Source organism: Paenibacillus sp. CF384 (assembly GCF_900106745.1).
Lineage (GTDB): Bacteria > Bacillota > Bacilli > Paenibacillales > Paenibacillaceae > Paenibacillus_Z.
This window is the reverse complement of record NZ_FNNV01000023.1, coordinates 1-21773: the sequence shown is the minus strand read 5'-3', so window position 1 is coordinate 21773 and position 21773 is coordinate 1. Positions and strand designations below refer to the sequence as shown.

At 46.5% G+C, this 21773-nt stretch carries 18 protein-coding genes, 1 tRNA gene and 1 riboswitch; of the genes, 9 read left to right on the top strand and 10 right to left on the bottom strand.

Features of this window, described 5'->3' with window-relative positions; genetic code table 11:
• Positions 1 to 60: 60 nt before the first annotated feature.
• Positions 61 to 525 (bottom strand): VOC family protein, encoded by a 465-nt coding sequence (locus BLW29_RS27405; RefSeq protein ID WP_090985696.1) that lies wholly within the window; start codon positions 523 to 525, stop codon positions 61 to 63.
• Between the two features lie 75 nt (positions 526 to 600).
• Positions 601 to 1563 carry a sigma-70 family RNA polymerase sigma factor gene (locus BLW29_RS27400; RefSeq protein WP_177186843.1) on the bottom strand — a complete coding sequence of 321 codons (963 nt, stop codon included), beginning with the start codon at positions 1561 to 1563 and terminating at the stop codon, positions 601 to 603.
• Between the two features lie 205 nt (positions 1564 to 1768).
• On the opposite strand from BLW29_RS27400, the gene BLW29_RS27395 reads away from it, so the two are divergent.
• The 4 genes from BLW29_RS27395 to BLW29_RS27380 all read left to right on the top strand — a co-directional run bounded on the left by BLW29_RS27395 (position 1769) and on the right by BLW29_RS27380 (position 6418).
• Positions 1769 to 2416, top strand: a complete 648-nt coding sequence (locus BLW29_RS27395) for a transcriptional regulator (RefSeq protein WP_090985692.1) — start codon at positions 1769 to 1771, stop codon at positions 2414 to 2416.
• Positions 2417 to 3264: 848 nt separating this feature from the next.
• On the top strand, positions 3265 to 4581 hold the full coding sequence (locus BLW29_RS27390) for a type 2 periplasmic-binding domain-containing protein (RefSeq protein ID WP_090985690.1): 1317 nt from the start codon (positions 3265 to 3267) through the stop codon (positions 4579 to 4581).
• Positions 4582 to 4682: 101 nt separating this feature from the next.
• Positions 4683 to 5564 carry a carbohydrate ABC transporter permease gene (locus tag BLW29_RS27385; protein ID WP_090985688.1) on the top strand — a complete coding sequence of 294 codons (882 nt, stop codon included), beginning with the start codon at positions 4683 to 4685 and terminating at the stop codon, positions 5562 to 5564.
• The gene (locus BLW29_RS27380; protein ID WP_371264805.1) at positions 5564 to 6418 is read left to right on the top strand and encodes a carbohydrate ABC transporter permease; all 855 of its coding nucleotides are present in this window, start codon (positions 5564 to 5566) and stop codon (positions 6416 to 6418) included. The genes BLW29_RS27385 and BLW29_RS27380 overlap by 1 nt, the downstream gene beginning before the upstream one ends.
• 81 nt (positions 6419 to 6499) lie before the next feature.
• Here the strand turns inward: BLW29_RS27380 and BLW29_RS27375 are convergent, their stop codons facing one another.
• From BLW29_RS27375 to BLW29_RS27355, 5 genes are all read right to left on the bottom strand, one after another.
• Positions 6500 to 9838 (bottom strand): S-layer homology domain-containing protein, encoded by a 3339-nt coding sequence (locus tag BLW29_RS27375; protein ID WP_090985686.1) that lies wholly within the window; start codon positions 9836 to 9838, stop codon positions 6500 to 6502.
• Between the two features lie 204 nt (positions 9839 to 10042).
• The gene (locus BLW29_RS27370; RefSeq protein ID WP_256208975.1) at positions 10043 to 12529 is read right to left on the bottom strand and encodes an ATP-binding cassette domain-containing protein; all 2487 of its coding nucleotides are present in this window, start codon (positions 12527 to 12529) and stop codon (positions 10043 to 10045) included.
• Positions 12502 to 13392: an energy-coupling factor transporter transmembrane component T gene (locus BLW29_RS27365; RefSeq protein ID WP_090985684.1), complete on the bottom strand. Its 891-nt coding sequence runs from the start codon at positions 13390 to 13392 to the stop codon at positions 12502 to 12504. Before BLW29_RS27365 ends, BLW29_RS27370 begins: the two co-directional genes overlap by 28 nt.
• Positions 13389 to 14396 (bottom strand): DUF4430 domain-containing protein, encoded by a 1008-nt coding sequence (locus tag BLW29_RS27360; protein WP_090985682.1) that lies wholly within the window; start codon positions 14394 to 14396, stop codon positions 13389 to 13391. The genes BLW29_RS27365 and BLW29_RS27360 overlap by 4 nt, the downstream gene beginning before the upstream one ends.
• Before the next feature lie 12 nt (positions 14397 to 14408).
• Complete coding sequence (locus tag BLW29_RS27355; protein ID WP_090985680.1) at positions 14409 to 16040, bottom strand: S-layer homology domain-containing protein; 1632 nt, start codon at positions 16038 to 16040, stop codon at positions 14409 to 14411.
• Positions 16041 to 16184: 144 nt separating this feature from the next.
• Positions 16185 to 16378: riboswitch (cobalamin riboswitch) on the bottom strand.
• A 246-nt stretch (positions 16379 to 16624) separates the two neighbouring features.
• Between BLW29_RS27355 and BLW29_RS27350 the strand changes: the two genes are divergently transcribed.
• The 5 genes from BLW29_RS27350 to BLW29_RS32195 are packed head-to-tail and all read left to right on the top strand — an operon-like array spanning position 16625 to position 18702.
• Entirely contained in the window at positions 16625 to 16948 is a 324-nt protein-coding gene (locus tag BLW29_RS27350) for a hypothetical protein (protein WP_090985678.1), read from the top strand.
• 16 nt (positions 16949 to 16964) lie between these two features.
• Positions 16965 to 17633: a hypothetical protein gene (locus tag BLW29_RS27345; protein WP_090985676.1), complete on the top strand. Its 669-nt coding sequence runs from the start codon at positions 16965 to 16967 to the stop codon at positions 17631 to 17633.
• On the top strand, positions 17623 to 18141 hold the full coding sequence (locus BLW29_RS27340) for an accessory gene regulator B family protein (protein WP_090985674.1): 519 nt from the start codon (positions 17623 to 17625) through the stop codon (positions 18139 to 18141). Before BLW29_RS27345 ends, BLW29_RS27340 begins: the two co-directional genes overlap by 11 nt.
• Positions 18142 to 18149: 8 nt before the next feature.
• Entirely contained in the window at positions 18150 to 18272 is a 123-nt protein-coding gene (locus BLW29_RS31930; RefSeq protein ID WP_256208974.1) for a hypothetical protein, read from the top strand.
• A gap of 22 nt (positions 18273 to 18294) precedes the next feature.
• Positions 18295 to 18702, top strand: a complete 408-nt coding sequence (locus BLW29_RS32195; protein ID WP_090985673.1) for a LytTR family transcriptional regulator DNA-binding domain-containing protein — start codon at positions 18295 to 18297, stop codon at positions 18700 to 18702.
• A gap of 768 nt (positions 18703 to 19470) precedes the next feature.
• On the opposite strand, the gene BLW29_RS27330 is transcribed toward BLW29_RS32195, so the two are convergent.
• The 3 genes from BLW29_RS27330 to BLW29_RS27320 all read right to left on the bottom strand — a co-directional run bounded on the left by BLW29_RS27330 (position 19471) and on the right by BLW29_RS27320 (position 21404).
• Complete coding sequence (locus BLW29_RS27330; RefSeq protein WP_090985671.1) at positions 19471 to 20211, bottom strand: hypothetical protein; 741 nt, start codon at positions 20209 to 20211, stop codon at positions 19471 to 19473.
• A 37-nt stretch (positions 20212 to 20248) separates the two neighbouring features.
• Positions 20249 to 20947 carry a putative phage abortive infection protein gene (locus BLW29_RS27325; protein ID WP_090985669.1) on the bottom strand — a complete coding sequence of 233 codons (699 nt, stop codon included), beginning with the start codon at positions 20945 to 20947 and terminating at the stop codon, positions 20249 to 20251.
• Positions 20948 to 21328: 381 nt separating this feature from the next.
• Positions 21329 to 21404 (bottom strand) — tRNA-Ala (locus tag BLW29_RS27320).
• Positions 21405 to 21773: the final 369 nt, after the last annotated feature.

Here is a 21773-nt window from a genome sequence, read left to right as displayed (position 1 = left end):
ACACCTTTAGGTGTCCTGTAAAGCAAAAAAAAACCACGTCCATTGGACGTGGCTGTGTGTTTATTGTGCCGAACCTTTGTCAGGATCCTGCCAGACATTGAATTTATTGCCGTCCGGGTCTTTAAACTTAAATTGCAGACCGCACCCCCCAAGATCAACGATAGGTTCTACATGCGTTCCGCTCTTGCGAAGCGACGCATGAAGCGTAATGATATCATCTGTCTCGAAGGTCAGCGAAAACATTTCGTAATTGTCGCCTTCCCAGTCGTCGGTAATAAAGTTGGCATTTTTATGGCTCTTGGACTCCAGCAGAAACAACCATTGACCATTGCCAAGGATAAGAATCCCGCCATCGTTCCTATCGGTGCGATTATCGCTGATATGCTTTAAGCCAAGGTATTCCATATACCATGCCAATGCCTTCTGTAAATCGGAGACCGGCAAATAGTTATGGGATACGCGTTTCAGAAGCGGTTTAATCTCTTTCTCTTCCTTTTCTTTCATTGTCAATTGTTCCTCATTCATGCTCATCATCCTCCAATTCATTATTCAATAAATAGACGAATGGCAAATCGAAATTCCGTCACTTCAATTAAAAAATTATTGGGATTGATAAATGCCGAAGCGGTTATTGTCCAAGTCCTGGAAGAAAAAGTGTTTGCCTGTCATTCCATTTTCTAATTGGCCGACAGAAATGCCATTCTTCTTAAGCCTTTCATACACATCCGTAATCGCATCCACCTCGAAGGACAATACGGGCACGATCACGTCGTCGGCAGCGAAGATGATGTCTGAAGGTTTGAACGGCAATAAATACAGGATTTGTCCCGATGGAAGAATCAGATCCCCATTCCGATCCGAGAACAAGCCGAATTGATCCACAAACCATGTTGAGGATTGGGTCTTGTCGGATACAGGTATGTAAAAATGGCCGGCCTTTTTAATTATGTTAGCTGTTACTTTAGACTTCATCAGTAGAGCCGGATATTGATCTCTCAATCCATCGAAGTAGACATCCATCAGCTCTTGCTTTAACAGCTTTCGAGTCCTTCGGTGGCAGCTTTCAACCGCACTGACGGACATATTCAGAAACTTCCCTATACTCGCCATGGAAAATCCGCTGATATGAAATAATACCATGATGATCCGATTGCGCTCATCCAGTCCGTTTAAAGCTTTCCAAACCTCTGCTCGGATTTCCCGCTTCTCCACGATCTCATCGAATGTAAGGGAATGTTCTATTCCTGCTGCCCCTTCAAGCGCTTGTTGCGCATTGTGCAGTTTTCTCTTCGCATCCAGGCTTTGCCGATAAGTAATGGCATATAACCAGCTTCCTACCTTTACGGCATCCTTCAACGTATGCAGATTAAAGTAAGCCTTGACCAACGATTCTTGAACAATATCTTGTGCCAAATGGAAATCGCCAATGACTCCGTAAGCAACCGAACAGAGCGCATTGGCATATCTCTCAACCAATAAAGAAAAAGCATTCACATCCCCATTAACGGTTGCTGCAACAAGCTCTTCGTCTTTTTGAATAGGGATCCCTCCTAGTTCTGCCAACAATAAAGGAGTTCCATGGACACGAATCATAATCCTTCTTCTCTCAGCTTCAGCGAAGTTGTACTGCACATTGAATTAATTCCCATATCATGGTATATTTCACACTGTATACGGTGTGAAGCACATACCGCTTTGGTACGTCTTGTCTTTTCGACAATGACGTTCCGAGGCGGTATTTTTTATACATAGAGAGGGATGTGAAGGAATGAGCCGATTTGACGAAGTCTATCATAACTGGATCGAGCAGCATATTGCTGAGGAGAAAAGTCCTAGAAGGCGGGAAATACTTAAGAAAGGATTGAGCCACGGATCAATCGAATTTTTGCGCTTAGTCTGGTTTCCTGCCATTGGAAATCTAGAGCATCTATACCCTGAATACGAAGTCAGAGACTTTAATAATGGGTTTCGTTATCTTGATTTTGCGTACATGCCAGGTAGTCTAAAAGGTTGTATTGAAATTCAAGATTTTCGGAGTCATGCCAGAGATATCGAGGTCAGCCGGTTTAAAGATTTATGTATGAAACAATCACTGCTCGTTCTTGATGACTGGATATTCCTCCCCATTGCATACTTGTCCATTCGAGATGATCCTGGCGTTTGCAAGCAGCTCGTCCTTTCGTTCGTTGGAAAGTTTCTAGCCCGTGCAGCTCCCACCGGACTGAACTGGGCTGAAGCCGAAATTATGCGCTATGTTCACAGACTACTCCGTCCGGTTGCTCCGACCGAGCTAGCAAGCCACATGCTGCTCACCGAAAATCGCGTCCGAGTGCTCCTTCGCAGCCTAATGGAGAAAAAATTGCTGGAGGTTGCAAGTGGAAGCCAACGCTATCGTACTTATCGCCTAGTAACATAAGAGTCAGTCATTCGCAGAGGTGCCATTCTAGCGGTTGCCAGAGTAGCTATTTCGCGGAATTTGCTGCTTTTCCAGCTCTTACGGTTGTGTGAGGCCTTATTTGCCTCACAACGCTCGATTCCAATGGGTAAATTCCCAAATAAGTTCTCTGGCAACCGTTAGAAAATAAAACAGACCTAATTATCCCAAATAGCCACTCTCACAACCGTTAGCGCTATCACCTCCATATTGCCTAGTACAGCACAACTAATATAGTTTCGAGGAGTAGTTTCTAACGGTTGCCAGAGTGGCTATTTCGCGGAATTTGCTGCTTTTCAAGCTCTAACGGTTGTGTGAGGCCTTATTTGCCTCACAACGCTCGATTCCAATGGGTAATTTCCCAAATAAGTTCTCTGGCAACCGTTAGAAAATAAATCAGACCTAATTATCCCAAATAGCCACTCTCACAACCGTTAACCGAGCAGCGGCGTGCGACATCGGCATGGCAAGGGGGAGCGGCAGAAGTCTGCGGGGGAAGTTGATTTGCTTTACCGGATCTAGCCATAGACCTAGACGCCGTGCTCGTCCGACCCTACCCCGTTCGAACTAACTCCAGCCCCCTGGCCCCCTCCCCTTCAACACTCTCCCACCTTTAGGTTCTCGACTCCCATAGATTTGAACCATATTACTCTAGTAACCAGGACGAAGAAAGGGTTAGCTTTACGAAGCCAGCAGCAAAGGGCCCATTAATTCAAGACTATAGTTGTATAATTTTATCCTTCTATAATGGAAATATCCCCCTATCCTAAATTTACTAACAATCTTATTCTGAAATAGATACATAAACCATATTGGGAGGTTCATTTACAATGAAAAAGAGTCTTCTGGTCCCAGCACTCGCCGTAGTACTTGCGTCAACAACTGTCTTAAGTTCGGCTGGTGCGGCTACAAAAACCGACACCATCGTGATCAGACATACGCAACTGGGCGAGGCCAAACAACAACGTCTCAATATTTTAAAAGATGTCTTGAGCAAGGTTTCAAAAGAAGTGCCAGGCGTCAAATACAAACTGGACGGCGTAGATTCGGACGTCAACCGCAAAGAGAAATTACGCTCTGAAATGGTAGTCAACAAAGCACCTGCGATCTTTGATCTGTTCGGTGGAGCAGATACGCAATTGTATGTTGAAGCCAATCGATTGCTTGATCTTACACCGATTCTGAAAGAGCTTGGCTTGTCGAATAGATTTATTTCCTTGGACGAATTTAAGGTGAACGGCAAAGTGTACGGTTTGCCTATCGGCGGCTACCAAGAAGGTTATTTCTACAATAAAGAGTACTTCAAAGCCAAAGGCCTGAAGACGCCAAAAACATTGGCTGAACTTGAGACATTGGCTGCTACCATTAAGAAAGACGGGAAAACGCCTTTTGCTCAAGCTTCCAAAGCCGCATGGGTGCCGTTAATGACAGCTAATACCCTATGGTCCCGTTATGCAGGTCCGGATATTACGAACGGGTTTGCAACCGGCAAAACCAAATGGAATAGCGCTCCAATGGTGGCCGCTTTCACGAAGTACCAGGATTGGGTGAAGAAAGGCTACTTTAAACAAGGTGAACTCGGTTTGGATTATGCGGAACAACGCAACCAGCTCATCCGTGGCGAAGCAATCATGATGTATGATGGCTCATGGGCTTCCAGCGTATTTGCGGATCCTAAACAAGCCGGCGATTTGACGAATAAAGTTGGCTATTTCGCATTGCCTTCGGTAGCTGGCGGCAAAGGCAGCCAAACGGCTGTAAACGGCGGTTTCTCCAACGGTTATGGCTTCTCGGCAAAAGTGAAAAACGACAAGAAGCAAATGGCCTTCGTAAAATCGTTTATCAAGAACATGTACAATGACGAAATGCAAATTCGCGGTCTTGAAGCAGACGGCGTCCTGCCTTCCATGAAAGTAAACAGCACGAAATTGGCGAATGCCAAAGCTTCTAACCTGGTAAAAGAAATCATTGCAGTAGGCAACAAAGCAAGCGGTGCTTTCCCTGCATTCGATTCCTTGGTTCAACCTGACGTAAATACGGCGATCAGCGAAGGCATTCAAAAACTAATCGGCGGAAAAGTGACACCTAAAGCCATGCTGGACACTGTTCAAAAAGCGCAAGATGCAGCAAACAACGACGATTTCTAAAAGCATATAAGCAAGGAAAGTACCACCCGCCTCAGAGTGGGTGGTACTTTTTTTATAAGCTCGACTCATGCAGCCAATGTCTGATTATCGCGGAGGAACCGATGAATAAAACATTACGAAACCCATGGACCTATATCCTGTTTTTGCTGCCTCTCCTACTGCTCTATCTCTTGTTCTTCATTTATCCGATGATTTCTGCCTTCACTACAGGCTTTATGAAATGGAACGGTTTAACCGAAGCGAAGTTTAATGGTTTGACGAACTTTAAGCATGCGTTTGGCGATGTTTTATTCTGGGACTCCGTTCTCAATAACGGGAAATTCATTCTATTCTCGGTTTTCGTGCAAGTTCCGGTCATTATCTTCTTCTCTCTCTTAATCAGTAACGTCAAGAAACTCAAAGGTTTATATAAAACAGCCGTATTTGTTCCTTCCGTGATGTCGACTGCGGTAATCGGAATTTTGTGGAGTTTCATCTATGAACCGGATATCGGCTTGTTCAATCAAATTTTGACGAAACTCGGCTTTCAGCCTGTCATGTGGTTATCCGACACCAGTTGGGCGATGTTTTCGATCTTGATCACCAATGCGTGGCAATGGACGGGATTCTATGTCGTCATGGTCCTTGCTGCAATCTTGTCCATTCCGAGAGAAATCGATGAAGCTGCCATTGTCGACGGGGCCAGCGCTTGGACCCGTGCAACCCGAATTACGGTGCCGCTTATCATGCCGATCATTTCCGTAGTCATTATGCTCTCCATCTCTGGTGCGATGAAAGCGGCCGATATTATCATCGTCATGACGGATGGCGGTCCAGGCGGGGTAACCGATGTAATGGCAACCTATTTAATTAAATACGGGATCACGAATGCGAAATATGGATATGGAAACTCCATTGGGGTGTTGATTTTCATGTTCTCTCTCATTCTTACAGCCTTGTACCAATTCTTAATTGCCAGAAGAGTCGAAAGGGTCGAATACTAATGACGATGACACTAAGATCAGTGAAGAAGAGTCTCCCCCATATTATTCTATTAGGTTATTTAGTCGTGACTCTTTACCCGTTCCTATTCGTCCTTTTCTCCTCCATCAAGTCGGATAACCAGGCGATTGCAAGCAATCCGTTCGGATTCCCTTCTTCGTTTCATTTCGAGAATTACTACGAGGCTTGGGTGAATGCGAAGATCAGTGTTTACTTCCTTAATAGTTTGTATATCGCCACGCTATGTTCCATTGCGACGATTATCTTCTCTTCCATGGGAGCATTTGCGATTACGCGGATGCGCTATAAGAAAATGAGCAAAGGATTGTATCAATTCATCCTGATCGGCTTGCTCATTCCGAGCGGCGCCTTGCTTTTGCCTATTTTTATCCTATTAAATAAGCTAGTGATATTTGGTCAGCCCATATTGGGAACCCACATGGCACTCATCCTGCCGTACACTGCCGGTGCAATTCCGTTTACGGTTATTATACTGTCGGCGTTTATGAAATCGATACCGAGTGAAATCGAAGAAGCCTCCGTCATGGATGGTTTGAGTGCAAAGGGCATATTCGCAAGAATCATTATGCCGATTACAGTTCCGGCGTTAGTAACCGTGTTTATCATCAACTTCATCGGAAACTGGAACGAGTTTCTAATGGCGAATTTCTTCATCTCCACCGATGAATTGCGAACGCTGCCGGTCGGAATGGTCGGGTTCCGCGATATCTATAACACGAATTACGCTCAAATGTCGGCGGGAATCGTCTACAGCATCGTGCCGGTCATGGTGATTTACGCCGTTCTGCAAAAACAAATCATTGAAGGATTAACCGCCGGCGGGGTTAAAGGTTGACCTGCTGAATGACGAAAGAGACGTTGGGGCACTCCCCAACGTCTCTTTTTTAGTTAAGCTGACTTCACAGTCGTACTCCTATTACTTGAAATTGGCGCTAACGAGCATTCGTCCGATGAGCGCGGCGGCTTCGGCACGGCTCGCATAGGATTTAGGCGCCAATAAGGTGTCGTTCCTTCCCTTCAGAAGACCGGTTGAGATGGCCAGCTGCCCGTCGGCAAGGGCCCATGGAGCAATCTGCTCCTGATCTCCGAAACCTTCGAGATTCAAAGGCTTAGCTGGATGTTGAACGCCAAGCCAAGACAGTGCGCGCGACGCCATGACCGCCATTTGCTCGCGGGTTACAAGAGCGTCCGGCCGTAACTTCCCGGCGGCGTCGCCTTGTACAAGACCGGCGTTCGCCGCTGTGCCTAAGGCGCCTGCGAACCAAGCGTCCGACTGAACGTCGGAGAACGTCGCGATTGCGGATCCGGTCAAACCAAGCGAGCGAACCAACATCGCCGTGAATTCCGCTCTCGTCACTTGGCCGTCCGGTACGAAGCGATTACCGCCTACCCCGTTTAAGACCAGCTTCGCTGCTAGGCGTTCAATATCATTACGAGCCCAATGCCCGGTTAAATCCTCGAATGCATGGTTGGACGTCACGACCACATACACGCTATTGCCGTTGCGGGAGAGTTTCGCTTCCGTTACGCCTTCTTCCCGCGAAGTAAACGCAGTCGGAACGAAGGTGAATTGGTTCGTATCCGGATCATACAAGACGCCGGTTGAACGGCTTGCGTCGATCTTCTCATCCAAGACAATTCCTCTAGCTACGTACGTCGATCCGAAGTTATTCAAGGCGACGGTCTTGCCACTGGCTTCCGCGACCAATGTAAATTCGATCGCACCGCTTAACGGAACGATGCCTTGCGCGGCTGCTGCCGCCTTCAGACGTCCGTCGATATCGGCTGTCACAGGGGTGACCGATAGTTTAATCGAGACTTCAACGGCTGGAACTCCCAGCTTGGTGCCGAGCGATTCCGCATCGATTAACGCCAATGGGAGCTCGTAACTGCCGCCATCATAGATCAGTATGAGCGTAGCACCTGGCGTCGATTTGCTAATTTGTGACAATGCAGCAGCAGGCAATAGCGTCCGCAGCTCGCCATCGACCGCTTCTATCTGAATCTTTACTTTTGGAGATAAGGCATTGTCTGTTTTAGCTTGCGCAAAAGCTTGTTCAAGCGGCATTCCGCCAATTGTCGCCGTTGTCAGCGAGCTGCCGTTCGTCGAACTATGGTTGACAGCTCCGCTAGGAAGAATTAGCTGCACCATGCCGCCGTTAGCTGCGTTAGCTGGGACGATGACCGCGCTAGCAGCGCTCGTCGATCCGGAAACCGGCGGTTGTGCCGGTGGATCCTGTTGAAGTTCTACGCGAATATCATCTACGTAGACGTAGCCGCCAGCAGTCGATGATTTATAGAGGTAGACTTGGATTTTCGTCGTGCCTGGCACCGTCGTGAAATTTATTGATTTTTTCTCATAGGCCGTTCCGTCGAACCGAAGAGTGAATTTCCCGCCGGGTATTTTATTGCCCCCGCCTGCGCCGGGTTTATCGTTTAAGCAATCGATCCCGATCATCGCTTCGTCCCCGACGATATCGACTTTACCCCAACCGGACAATGTCAGCTTCTTGCCTTCGCCGATACCGGTCACGATTTGCCCCATGCCTCCTTCTTCCAAGCCGATGCGGGCCGCTTTGTTCCCGGCGTTCGGAGCCGGATCTTTGACGAATTCAACAAAGCCCCAATCTTCCCAAGGGGATGTCCCGGATTCGAAACTGCCATTGCTTACGATAGCGCTGCCATCTTCTGGCGCTTCCGGCTGCTCGGGTTCCTGAGGAACGTCAGTCGAGACGCCGTTCGTCAGCCACTCGTCTTTCCACCAGCCTCTGGCGTGGGAATAATCTTGATTATCGCGCGGATCCGGATGATCAAGAATAAATGTCCCCCACCAGAAGATACCTGATCCGTACACATTCGCCCCGTCCGCTATCGCTTGCTTCAAGCCGCGTGCGGCATGATAGACGTTCTCGATAACAGGATCGTGATAGACAACGAACTGTCCGTACTCCGGCACCGTAGGGTCCGTCTCCGTGTAGCCTTTCGTATCGTAGGCTGGCATTATTGGTGCTAATTGACAATCCGGATTATTGCTCGCCGCGATTGCCGTGCTATATCGGAGTGAAGTCGCTTTCCATAAAGCCTCGTATTCTTCGCCGCTCTGTACAACATTCGGCTTCCAGCTGTCTGGGCCTATCGTGTCGTAGATCATCGGGTTCAGCATATCCATCACATTCGCGATTTCCGTAATATAGGCATTCGACCACACGCTGTCCCATGCCGGTGTAGCAATGGACAGATGCACGTCGTTACCTACCGCATTCCGAATATCCTTCAGCAGCGATAACAGCTCGGGGTCATCTTTCCACCGCGCGCGCAGCGGTTCGATATCGAACTGGATGCCGTCTACTTTGTAATAGACGCCTTCGTACAGAAACCCCGTATCGATCATCGTTTTCAAGGAGTTGACGATGGTTGCGTGCATGGCCACCTTCTCCTCTTCGGTGCCTACATGCAGGTGGCGCTCTGTATTTCCGTTGATCCACGCGATGACTTTCTGATTCGGATCTGTCTCTCTAGAAACCTTGATCCAATGGCCGAGCTCGTCACTTTGTGTAGGATCGATCGTGCCGTCCGCCTGCAAGGAGCCAATGTTCGCGAATTGGTACTCGATCTCGTGCTGTTCGAGCTGTTCTACCCGCTCTGCGATCGTTTCGTCCGGTTTAGGCAGATAAAACCATTCTTCCGGCAAGTATGCATGATTATGAGGGTGGACGATATCGATCTCCGGCGTCTCTGCGACAACGCTGATATCGTCAATGAAGGCGTATCCTGCCCCTTCGTTTTTGTAGATGTAAATCAGCAGCTCGGTCGCCCCCGCAGCAGCGGTATACGTAATCGACTTCTGCTCGTAAGCTTGCCCGGAGAACGTCAAAGATGCTTCGCTTCCGGGAATGGCCGGCCCATTGAGGCTTTTGACGCCAACGATCGCCGTTTCCCCTTCGCTTGCTTTACCCCATGCGGAAATGGTGAACTTCTGCCCACCGGTGACGTCGGCGACGTACCAGCCCGCGCCTCCTTCAATCGCTTCGCCGGTACCGATGACGGCCGCTTGTTCGCCTGAATGTACATCCGCTTCGTTCGATGTCACGCCTGTCGCGCCCCAATCCTCCCAGGCCGCGATGCCCGATTCGAATCCTCCGCCATCCGTCATCCAGTTGCCGCTCTGTGCCGCCTCGGCCGTCCGCAGAATCGTATTCATCGATACAAACGCCAAGACGAATACTAGCGCCAAAGCCAACATTTTTCTGTGCATTCATTTAACCTCCCCAGATTATTCCTGCAAATTTATGATAATCGTCATTCGTAGGACGAAATACTGCTTACAGCAACTAAAAGTAGCTTCTAATCAACTGACTTCGGAAATGTAATGAAGAAACAAAGAAGCACTGCAACCTGATGGGCTGCAGTGCTTCTTTATCTTGTTCGAATCTAGTTTAATCACCTGCGTAAATCACCGTTACTTCATCAACCCATACTTCTCTTTCACGCGATCCAGCTTCTCAAGCATGGGTCTGGCGAGCATAAGCAGAAACACAACCGTCGCAAACCCGTGAATGAGATCGAACGGGATACCTCTTATACAGGCAAGGACGAACATCTCTACTGTAACTTTGGTCTGCGTCATGAATACAGAAGAGACATTCATGATTGTGCCGTAGATGACAAATGCAGCAATTCCCCCGAATAGGCTTAAGCTTATTCGGTTTCGGCGAAGCAAGCCTTTTCTGAACAACACGCCGGCCATGAATCCGATTATGCCGAAACCAAACATTTGCCAAGGCGTCCATGGGCCTTGACCGAAATAATAATTGGATACAAAACCTGTGACCGCGCCAACAAGAAAGCCTGCTTCAGGACCTAAGGCTACGCCGGAAATAATGACGATCGCCAGTACCGGCTTGAACTGCGGCACCATGAATAACGCCATACGGCCGGCTACACCTATGCCGCATAATACGGCTAACGTCACCAGCTCTTTGGGCTGCGGTTTCCTGCCCTCATACATGAAGGCAAACGGCAGTATCGTCTCCCCCATCACAAGCATGGAGATAAAGTAATACTTGCGGTCATCGAGATAGTAGATTCCGAACCATATCGTCAGCGGAATGAGCAATACAATCATCATCATGGCTGTAAGGGTTCGCTTAGAGAGCTTTCGTTGATCAGCAGGCACTTGTTGATCTTGACTTGTCCCAAGGGAGGATGCGCCTTTCTTGGGCCTTGGTGCAACTGCCAATGCTGCGAATGCCTGCCGCTGACCGGCGAAGCTAATCGCGTCCTCTTTAAGACCGCCAAAAGCATGGATAATCTCATTAGGCGTAACAGCCCAAGGAAGCAGCTCTCTAGCCATCCGATTCGCTGCCGTCGTGTATAAACGATTGCCCGAGAAGAACTCCCGAGGCTGACCGTCCGATACGACTCCACCATCGAAGAACATCGAACATCGGTCGGAGAAGCTAGCGCAAAAGTCGATATCGTGGCTGACCATAAGAATAGTCGTACCCTGCTGCTTAAGCTGATGCAATATGCCGGCGAGCTTCAGCTTGTACCCCGCATCCAAGCCCTTGGTCGGCTCATCGAGCAGCAGAATAGAGGGCTCCAGAAGCAGTATTTTGGCCAAAGCTGCACGTTGCTGCTCCCCTCCGGATAAATCGTACGGATGCCTGCCAAGTAATTCATCCAGCTCGCATAAGTCCGAAACATACCGAATGCGATCTTGAGCTGTTGCTTGATCTACCCCCGACAACAGTTCAAGAAGATCCGCCTCCACCGTCTTTCCTACGAAGAGTGCTTGTGGATTTTGAGGCAGTACACCTAGTAATCCATTGTATTTCTCGCCATCCGTATATTCCCCAATTGCCCTGCCATAGAGCAGGACTTTCCCGCGGTAGGACTTGCGTAAGCCGGAAATCAGAGAAAGCGCCGTTGTTTTCCCAGCCCCGTTACCACCGACAATCGCATGAAGCTCACCTGGAAACACCTTCAATGACAACCCTTTCAGCACATCCGGCGCATGTTGATCATATTTGAACCAGACTTCGTCAAGTTCAATTGCAGCAATTTCCTCCTGCTGCCATGTCATCTCCACCGGCATTTCTTTGGAATAGGATGTCGTTTCCGCCAGCCGGTGTAAGAACTCGCGTCCTTCCCGAACGGTAACCGGGCATTCCAGCGCATTATCAATCCTCGAATATACACGCATAGGCGTAGGCATGGCGTAGAACATGTCGTGCCGCAGTTCACGGAGCTTCTCCCCTACTTCCCTCGGCGTGCCGGATACGGCAATTTCACCTAAATCCATCACATGCACGATGTCAGACAGCGGCAGTACTTCTTCCAGCCGATGCTCGGTCAGCACGATGGTTATCCCGAGTTCTCGATTGATCTTGCCCAGTGTACCAAGAAACTCGGAAGCTGCAATCGGATCCAACTGGCTGGTCGGCTCGTCGAGCAAGAGCACTTGAGGCTGCATAACCATCACGGAGGCCAGATTAAGCAGCTGCTTCTGCCCGCCGGAGAGCTCTGTTACTTTCTTATGAAACCACTCTTGAATGCCGAAGAAACTAGCCGTCTCGGCCACGCGCCTACGAATTTCCGGAGCGCTGCAGCCAAGACTCTCCAGTCCAAAAGCCAACTCATGCCACACTTTATCCGTGACGATCTGATTATCAGGAGACTGCAGAACATAGCCGATGTTTGCAATTTGCGTACGACGGTCCAAGTTCTCCATTGCTGTCCCTCGAAACTTTACAGATCCGCTCCGTTCACCATGCGGCGCAAGTTCCGATTTTAGATGCCGGAGCAGCGTTGACTTCCCACACCCCGATTTGCCGCACAGTGCGACGAACGCTCCATCTCGAATGGTAAATGAAACATCCTGTAACGCTTTCCGATCAGAACCGGGATAGGAGAAGCTTAGATGCTCGACTGTGAATGCTTCCATCGCAGATCCTCCCGAACGTTAATAACCAGCGGTATGGCGCAAAACGCGGCAAATGCGGCAAACACGCTTACACTAAAGACCGATAGTTCCACACCGCGCATGGATGGAAAGTAACGATAATACATGGCTTTCGCATACATGCCTACAAGAATATAGCTGCCAATTATAGAAATAACGAGCAGCGCAGCCCGGTCGCGACGATCGAATTGGTATAGCGAGAACGCGGTTCTCCCTTTCAATCCATAACCGCGGCTGCGCATGGATGCGGCAGTTTCAATGCTATTCTCAAGCATCCATGTTGTCATAATGGACAGTATGCGAATGCCATGCCGAATTCTCGCAAGCACACTGCCATTCCTAACATCTCTTCCGATACATCGCTGCGCTTCTGACACTACGGTAAACTGAGCTTTGAACTTCGGAACAAACCGAAGGACCATCGAGAGCACAAGTGAAAGTGCAGGAATAACCCGGCCGAATAAATAGATGAACTTATCTGAGGTCATCACGGCGTTGTAACAGGAGAACCAGCAGATGACTGCTATGAACATCGTCGCTGCAGCAATACCGTAAGTAATGGATTCTAAGGTCAATGGATTACCGCTATGCAGATAAAGGAGTATGGTTACCCCTTCATGATTGAATGCCGGATTAATGAGCGCAGTTACGACCAACATGGGAAGCATGTAGAATAAGTTGAATTTCATGGCGCGCTTCCCGTTTAATTGGATCGAGTAGGCACAAGCGAACATGATCGAGATCCCCAGACATACCGGATGCATCAAGATCATCGAGAAGGATAGGACGAGCGCAAAATACGAGAAATTCACGACGGGATGGTAGCTAGAGAACGCATCTCTCATTTCTTATCACCGCCTGCAGCAGCATAACTATCGCCTACGTCCCTTCCCAAGTCGCAGGTATAGACCCACTCGATTACATCTCCCTGCTTAAGTTGGTATCGGCTGCTTCCGTAATTCGGGAACCAGTCGTTTACCTTGTACATCCATCCGGATAGCTCTCCGCAGTCGAATTCATAAAGATTGTTAATTCCCTCAATGTAAGCAGAGTTATACATAGGCGTATTTTCAAATTCCATATGAATTTTGCTTCTCTTCAATTCTCTCTGCAATACATTGAATACCGATTCCCCTTCATAGAAGGTAACTTCGCGTTTCGATACGATGATTCCGTCCTCCGGAACTAGCTCCAGCTTCTCGGGATCGAGCTTATCCAGATTATCCAGAATGGCAGCGCAGCTTACGGAGAGGTAGGCGGTCAGCGTCTTATCGGATACCGTTGAATCCTCCGGCTCTACAGGGACTGGTTTGCCATCCGGTACAGCTTCGGTCAAATACTTATCCTTGCCGGTCTTAGGATCAATCGTCATGGACGGCTTGGAGGGTTTGGAAGGCTTGGAAGGCTTGGAAGGCTTGCCTTCCGTCGGTGTCGATGACGCCGTCGTCTGTGAAGAATCGCCTTGCTTAACCGGAGGCTTCACTGTTGGTTTGCCGGATTTGACCTCTTGTTGGCCGTTCCCCTTTGTTGTGTTTGGTATAGATGTCGACACATCACTAGACTTAACTGTATTCGCTGAAGCAGTCGACTCTCCCGTCAAAGTATTGTCCGTGTCCGTCTTCGACGTCGTTTCAACTGGGTTCTCATTCGTTACAGGTTGCTCAACAGCTGGTTCTGTTCCCGTTGAATCTGCGCTCTGCTGATGAGCATCAGCCGTTTGCGCTGCATCAGTCGAAGTAGGTGGCGATTCAGGCGAGCGGCTCTCAAGTGGGCCGCTACTGAGATACGCAACGACAAGAACAGCAATAAAGATCGCTGCTGCGATGATTTTAGATCTGGTCACTTTCATAGGAACGCCTCTTTACAACAATTTGGTTGCGGCTAACATGCGGTAGAGCATCTCCGCGATCTCGGCACGCGTAATCGCCACTTTAGGCTCAATATTAAATGCATCCTGCGACAAAATATTCTCTCGGAAGTTGAAAGCAAGCGCTGCCCTCGCCCACTCGGCAGTCTTCGTATAATCACCGAATTGAGCCAGCATATCTCTTGTTTCTGCCACGCTTAGATTGGTATCCATGCCGCATAGCTTGGCTGCGCTCGCGATCATAACAGCAGCTTCTTGCTTCGTAATGGTAACGCCGGGAGAGAAGGTTGTCTTCGATGTGCCTCTCACGATCCCATAGCTGAAAGCAGTACCTACGTAACCTGCATACCAGCCGCCTTTAGGAACATCGGTAAATACCGAAGTTGCCTTTGGCAGCAGCCCCAGACCTTTGGTCACGATCGCTGCGAATTCTGCCCGGGTCATTGTCCGATTCGGAGCAAAGGTGTCTGCGGTCATACCGTTAATGATCCCGCGTGACGCAAGCTGTTCGATAGCCTTTCTATTCAGATGATTGGCAATATCAGAGAACGTCTTGCCCGCTTCGAGCACGGGCATTGCTTTAATATCCTTATGTTTATCCGGTAAGCCCGCCTCTTCATTTGAAGTGGAAGGCGTCTTCCTTATAACGTCGGACATCCTGTAAAGACTATTCTTGTTTGCCGATCTCCGCTCCGCGTTCACAAGTCCATACATCGCCTGCTCTGTAGACATTCCGTTTACGCCACTGTTATCGATTGCATGTTGAAATCCTTTTCCCTCCGCATAATAGCCAAGGAGATCATCGACAACGGTACTGCCGTTCTTGACGAATCGACTATCATTGATGGGGATGCCAAGCTCACATAACGCCATCAACACCTGAACCGTGCTTTCGGAATTTTTGACTCCCCAGCTGGAGTAGCCGCCTTTATTATCCTGTATCTTCGATAACCGCTCGAGCGCTTTATCTGTTGCAGCTTTCACGCTTTTCTTGTCCTGATATTTCGCAAGTGCCTGCAATGCCATGCCCGTAACATCCGGATCCGACACCGTACCGGAAAGCGCAAATCCACCATCCTTCAGCTGCCTGGATAAGATTTCGTCCACGTACATTTCTCTTGTTGCTTTCGTCTTGGCCGTGCTATTGAATGGCATCGCATAATTTTTGCTGTCCAAAGCGATTAGTGCGAAGATCGGTCCGTTTATCCCCTGCCAAATGGTCTTATCGAAATCACCAAGCGGTGTCAGCAGATTGTAGCCGCCTACATGGGTCGGATCCGCTCCGATGGCGGTTAGAGCCAAGATGATTCTGGAATATTCGGTATACTTCTTATCATGAAGATCGCCCTTCAGCGATATGACGTAGTTCTCAACCGTCTTGTAATAGTCGTCAAAATAACGTTGAGGGACTGGGTATCCGGAACGAGCCAAACCGATGACAGCCCACTCTCCACCAACGGAGCCAACTTGAGGTTCCTGTACCGCAGCCAACAAGTAAGCCGCTGTATCCTGAATGGCATGGTCCACATCTTTGGCCGGTGAACCGTATATAGGTGCAATACTCAATTGACCAATCATCAAACACAAGATAACAATGGCGCATACTAATTTACTGCTTCTGTTCATAATTTCCCCTTCCTAGTAAAGCGAGATGGGAGCAGCCCAATACAAATAGCCTTCGATTCATAGAGAATCAAAGGCTGGCACTGTCCGTAGTCAAATAAATGACAACATAAATAAGCACCGCCTCCATCATCCGTAGAGTCTGTGAACACAAGTACACGTCAAGGCAGGTCTCCTGGCTTTGAGTCAACGCTTCTCCATGCCTTCCCGGTATTTCTACCAGTGGCTTTCATGGAGTTGCTCGTCAATAACAGTGGCGGGACCGCGCCGGATTTGCACCGGACTTCCCTTTTAAGCGATGTTTAGTTGGCTAAACACGCACCTTGCTGTGGTTATTCAATTACCATGATCATATAGTGACCTACTTCGTTTGTCTATTATTCAATGTATTCTATCAATTTACAAAGATGCTAAAGTGCTTTCACATTCGAAATTCTTCTAGTATAAAAGCCTTAGCCCAAGCTAGGTTTTACTAACTAGTTTGAAAGCTGCGCTGAGAAAAACTGTCAATAAATATGCATATTGCGTATATACGTTTTTGTCGTATAATCAGGATATAAGTAATATTATGTAAGGCGGGTGATTGTTTGAAGTTCTCGATCACGAAATGCACCGAGTTGGCGCATGAAGCGAGAGGAGAAGTCGGGGAATGCATTCTATCCTTAATTGATGAAATACGGATTTTGAGGGAACAAGTAGCAGCTAGCCCAAGTTACCCTAAACTTGTCGGCAGTGCGGAGGTATCAGAGATACTGGGGATCGATCGGCGCAATATGCATCATAAGAGGAAGACGAAGGGATTTCCTGATCCGGTCCTTGTCATTAAGAGCGGACCGCTCTGGATTGAGGATGCAATTATAGAGTTTAGAGATGAATCTGATGATCGCCGCAGGAAAGACGAAGATAAATAAAGGGAGCGGTCGGGGCATGAATTATTTTCTTTTCATTGTTGGGTCTACATTCGAGTACATTGGCACGCTGCTATTCTTGTTTACATTGTTTAGGTTTGGATTGGACAGAAGATTGATCATTAACGTATTGCTAGTTTCCTTATTAATGAGTCAAGCTTCTTACTTCTCGCGCTTAGATCCTGCTGTTGGTGATTTGTCTTCTTATATCCAGTTTATCCTCTTTGTACTCGTTCTATGGATCTTGTTCCGGGTTCCGATTTTCCATTCCATAATCATGAATTTTGCGGGAATAGCCGCTCTATTTACAGTGCAGGGCTTAATTATTCTAGTAGCTAGCCAGGTTAGCGATACTTCATTCTCGACGATAACCAGCAATCATGCTACTGCAACAGCTGTACAAATTATCACTTGTTTAGCCAACATCGCGATTGCCAGAACCGTATACATAAAGAACTGGGGATTCGACTTCGTTCCAACTTCACGGCGAGTATATGTCGAAATTAGAGGTACGAATGCAATACTATTAGCAATCATAGCATTCGCAATCGTATTAGCTGCCATCCTGGCTGTCGTATTCCGTAATAATTATGATGAATATGTGATCGCCGCGAGTGTTGTCTTTTTACTGACTCTTCCTTTATTCCTATACTTTACACTGAGAAAGGATACTGAAGATGCTGCGTAAAATAGCCACTGACCTAAATGTACGAATGAAGGCAAATGGTGTAGCTAATGCGCCATCAGTCGACGTTATCGTCTACTCGTTGAGCATTATTTGGAATACGGTATCGATTACTGCATTTTCTCTACTAATAGGACTTTTTACTGGCGAAATTGGAAGAACTGGATTATTATTAATAGTATTCGCGACTATTCGCCTATTAACAGGCGGTTACCACTTAAAGTCCGGTTGGCTATGTATTTTTGTCTCAACGTTTGCTATGGCAGTAATGCCGCATATTTTCTTGTCAGATAATTGGACTTACATCCTCACAGCAGTTGCACTGCTAAGTGTGCTAATCTTCGCGCCGGCGAACTATGACAAGTACGCCCGGCTTTCCCCAAAATATTATCCTTTGTTAAAAATTGTATCCGCAGCGCTCGTCGCGACTAACTTCCTATTTGTTTCTGACCTCCTTGCAGTCGCTTTTATAGTGCAAGCTTTGTTATTACCTTTCAAAGAAAGGGGGTGAAACAACAGATGAAACAACTAGCATATCGTGGTGTGGCTGCTATTGTAATTGGAGTAGCATCGGTTTTCGTTCTCGTGGGTTCTTACGCTTTCATCAATAAACCTGAAATCCCTGCGGAACTTAGAAAGTAGTATATCGAAGGGATGTTGAAGCATGCATCGCCCATTTCATGTAGTTAATCGTCGCAAAGACGGGAGTTTCGATATTGTCGAAATAGACCTAAACGATGTCCGATTTGTGGGCAGTCTAAATGGCGAAAAGTATCTCCAGACGCACGAGGGAGCCTTTTACTACATAAAAAGTCCGGAGGAACAAGAACGGTTTTTTAGTTTACAGGGTTTTGTCAAGATCGACCGTTGTTTCATGGTCCAAAAAGACAAAATTGAGTTTTACGATGAAGACACGCATCAAGTCTTTTTCGAGAAAGAACCAGTTGGAAAAGACGCCCTCCGTGCCCCTGTCTCTAGAGCGCATTATAAAGAAGTTAGAGACATTAGGCGGAGAGGCAGTTCCACTGCGAAGAATGGTCTTCTTAGCAATCGCAATCCTTTAACAGAATAAACAAAGCTACCAGAATAAACTGCATCTCCTTTAATCGGGGATGCAGTTTTTTTAAATTCAATTAGGCACCAACACGTAAAAACATTCGAAACAAACAAAAAAACCCTTATGAAGGGTTCTGACGGTTATTTATTGGTGGAGCCTAGGGGGATCGAACCCCTGACCTCATCGCTGCCAGTAACGTTCTTACGAATTGCATCTGAATGCTTTGACTCAGCCCAAATCACAAACTCGTGCTGTACATTGCTTGCCTATTGGTCAGCCTGCCCCGGAGTCATCCCGAGCACTTCAGCGTAAATGTTAGGCTTCAATCTTAAGCCTGGTCCAATAACATTCGTTCTCGCCGTCTTCAGCGTTGCTACTCCAATTGGGCCATTTAAATAAAGCCACATGATCTTGCACGAATCGTCTCAAGTGAACGATCTATGTCTTACTTAGGACTTGCCGAGCTTGTGATCCAGCCCCGCATGGTCTTCTTTGTCTCCGAAGCCCCGCCCTGTTCGTACCCATTTAATAATTCGTTTACCTTGCGGGCGGCTGACCGTCTCATTACGGCTTCTTAATTGATGAAAGCAACAAACCTATCAAATATATTGATACTGCACACCTCCCGCTTAAGAATTGGATAAAAAGAAACAGCTATGCCCTTGGACAAGAAATAATGTCCTAGACTGCCGCTGTATAAATTTATACCGAAAGTATTCTCCGATTGACCTGAAATGGCGTTCAACATCAATATACTGTCAAAATAAATCTAAGCCTCTAGGATTAACCAAATTTTGCTGTAATTACTGTATCATCAATAAATAACTTTGATACTGGAACTAAGAGTTGATTACTATTCCCATCATTCGTTGGTTTAATTAAGGTTCCCCCGACAACTCCTGATCCATACACTCTATTAATAATTATGTTTATCGCTCCCACTGCCTGAAGTGCATTCGCAAATGTTCCATGACTCGTTATTCCATTAATATCGTGCTTAACTTTATTATAAGCTTTCCACCATTGTGGAACATGTTCTTCCGTAACACTTGAATTTCTATCCCATCCATCAAGAGATTTATAAGGCTGAAGGATATCATGTCCAGCAAACTCACCTTCTAAAGAAGGGCTATCTAGACACACATCTCTCAAATGAAGAAATGCATCTAATGACAAAAAATTAAAAATATTCAATTGGTAGTTACTATTTATATCAAACAATTGTTTATAGATAGATCTCGCAATAATCTCAAATAGGTTTGAACACTCACGAATAATTGTTGCAAATCGAACCGAGGTTGTCGGCAAATTAGTGATAGTAGGGTCAACATATTGAAAAGACTTAATCATCTCATCTTCAAGATATAAATATTGATTCTTGATACTTGAGGCTTCAGAAGAGACTTTTCTACGATAAGAAAGTAATTGCTCTTCAAATGTATCATATGACTGTCCGTGTACGTAAATTTTTTTTTCTGTATTTTGAGCATTTCTTGATGGGAATGGAAATGAATTATTGGACATATGTAGTTCTCCTTAATTAGAGATTATTTCTTTAATATTAACTTATTTTATAAGTAGTTTTGACTGTATCGTTCAATTCTTCAAAGAATTTATAGTATTCAAACAAACTCAAAAGCTCGATGTTTCTATTGGTGAAACAATATATTAATATCAACTCATACTCTGAAATCTGTGATCTAAAGAACTTAATATACTGCTGCTTGTCACTTTCAATTAGAACTTTATGTTTGTGAACATATTCTACTATAGTAGTTGCTGTATTAAAGTAATGGTTTAATAGATAATGGAAACCTTTAAACACAAATTCAAAATCATTATTGTTTTGATGCAAATTATTCATGACTTTAATGAAGACCTCTCTACCTCTCGCTGTACCAATACTAATCTCGCTAACCACATCACCATAAACCTTCACCAAATTGAAGAAAGTAGTTTCAAACCGTTGAAACTCCATCTGCTCTCTTTGACCTGCTAGTTCTTGCGTTGACTTTGCTACCTCATCGCGCTGTAATTTTAATTCCTCACGTTGTAGAGCCAATTCTTTTCGTTGCATCATAATTGTATAGATTATGCCAGCAAAAGCAAGACCTGAGAACAACGCATTTATTGCTCCAAACATATCACCAATTGTGCCTCTCCCGGTATCGCCCCAGATTACTTGAATCAGGATTCCCGATCCAAACCAGCTTACTGTTGTCATTCCAAGTAACAAATACAACGGTTTATACTTTTCCATCAAACCCCTCCTAATTTCCAAAGAAGGGGATTCGACAATTGTTTACAAATATCCTTCAAATAAAAAAACCACTCATTTTGAGTAGCTTTGCTTACTCTTTAATATCACTTACAACCTGACCACATTTAGCTACTGCGGTCAACCAAATTTCATGTAGTTCGGCGATATATTTATAACAGTTTTCTTCATCTAAATTATGTTCTTCATTTGCTACAAACTCCCAAAGTAGGGATCTTCCCCTTGCTTTCTCATTGATTACAACATATGCTTTTTAGTATCATTTAGGCACCAAAATGGCACCAAATCATTTCAGAAATGCATAGAGACAGACGAAAACAAACAAAAAAACCCTTCATTATGAAGGGTTCTGACGGTTAATTATGGTGGAGCCTAGGGGGATCGAACCCCTGACCTCATCGCTGCCAGCGATGCGCTCTCCCAGCTGAGCTAAGGCCCCGTGTTAAATCAGTGACAAGCGTTATCTTACCACGAGCCTGAATACGCTGTCAACGCATTTACGGAGGAATATCTGGGATGTCCTTCGGAAGGGCATCTTCCAACTATAAAATGGCGTCACTAGCTGCAAGCTGTGGCGCCATTTCTCGACTTCGATCATCTGCGTCCTTCATTTCCAACTCTAACGAATCCTAGTGGGCTTATACGGCAGAAATGTGCCCATTCGAAATTCTAACGAAGCGTACAAGGCTTATTTGCTTGCAGAATACCCATTATTGAGTTTAGGATAATAAGTGGACACAACATAACAGCGACCTGTTACTATAAATACAACAAAACAGGTCGAGGTGTATCATGAGAAAAACACGTC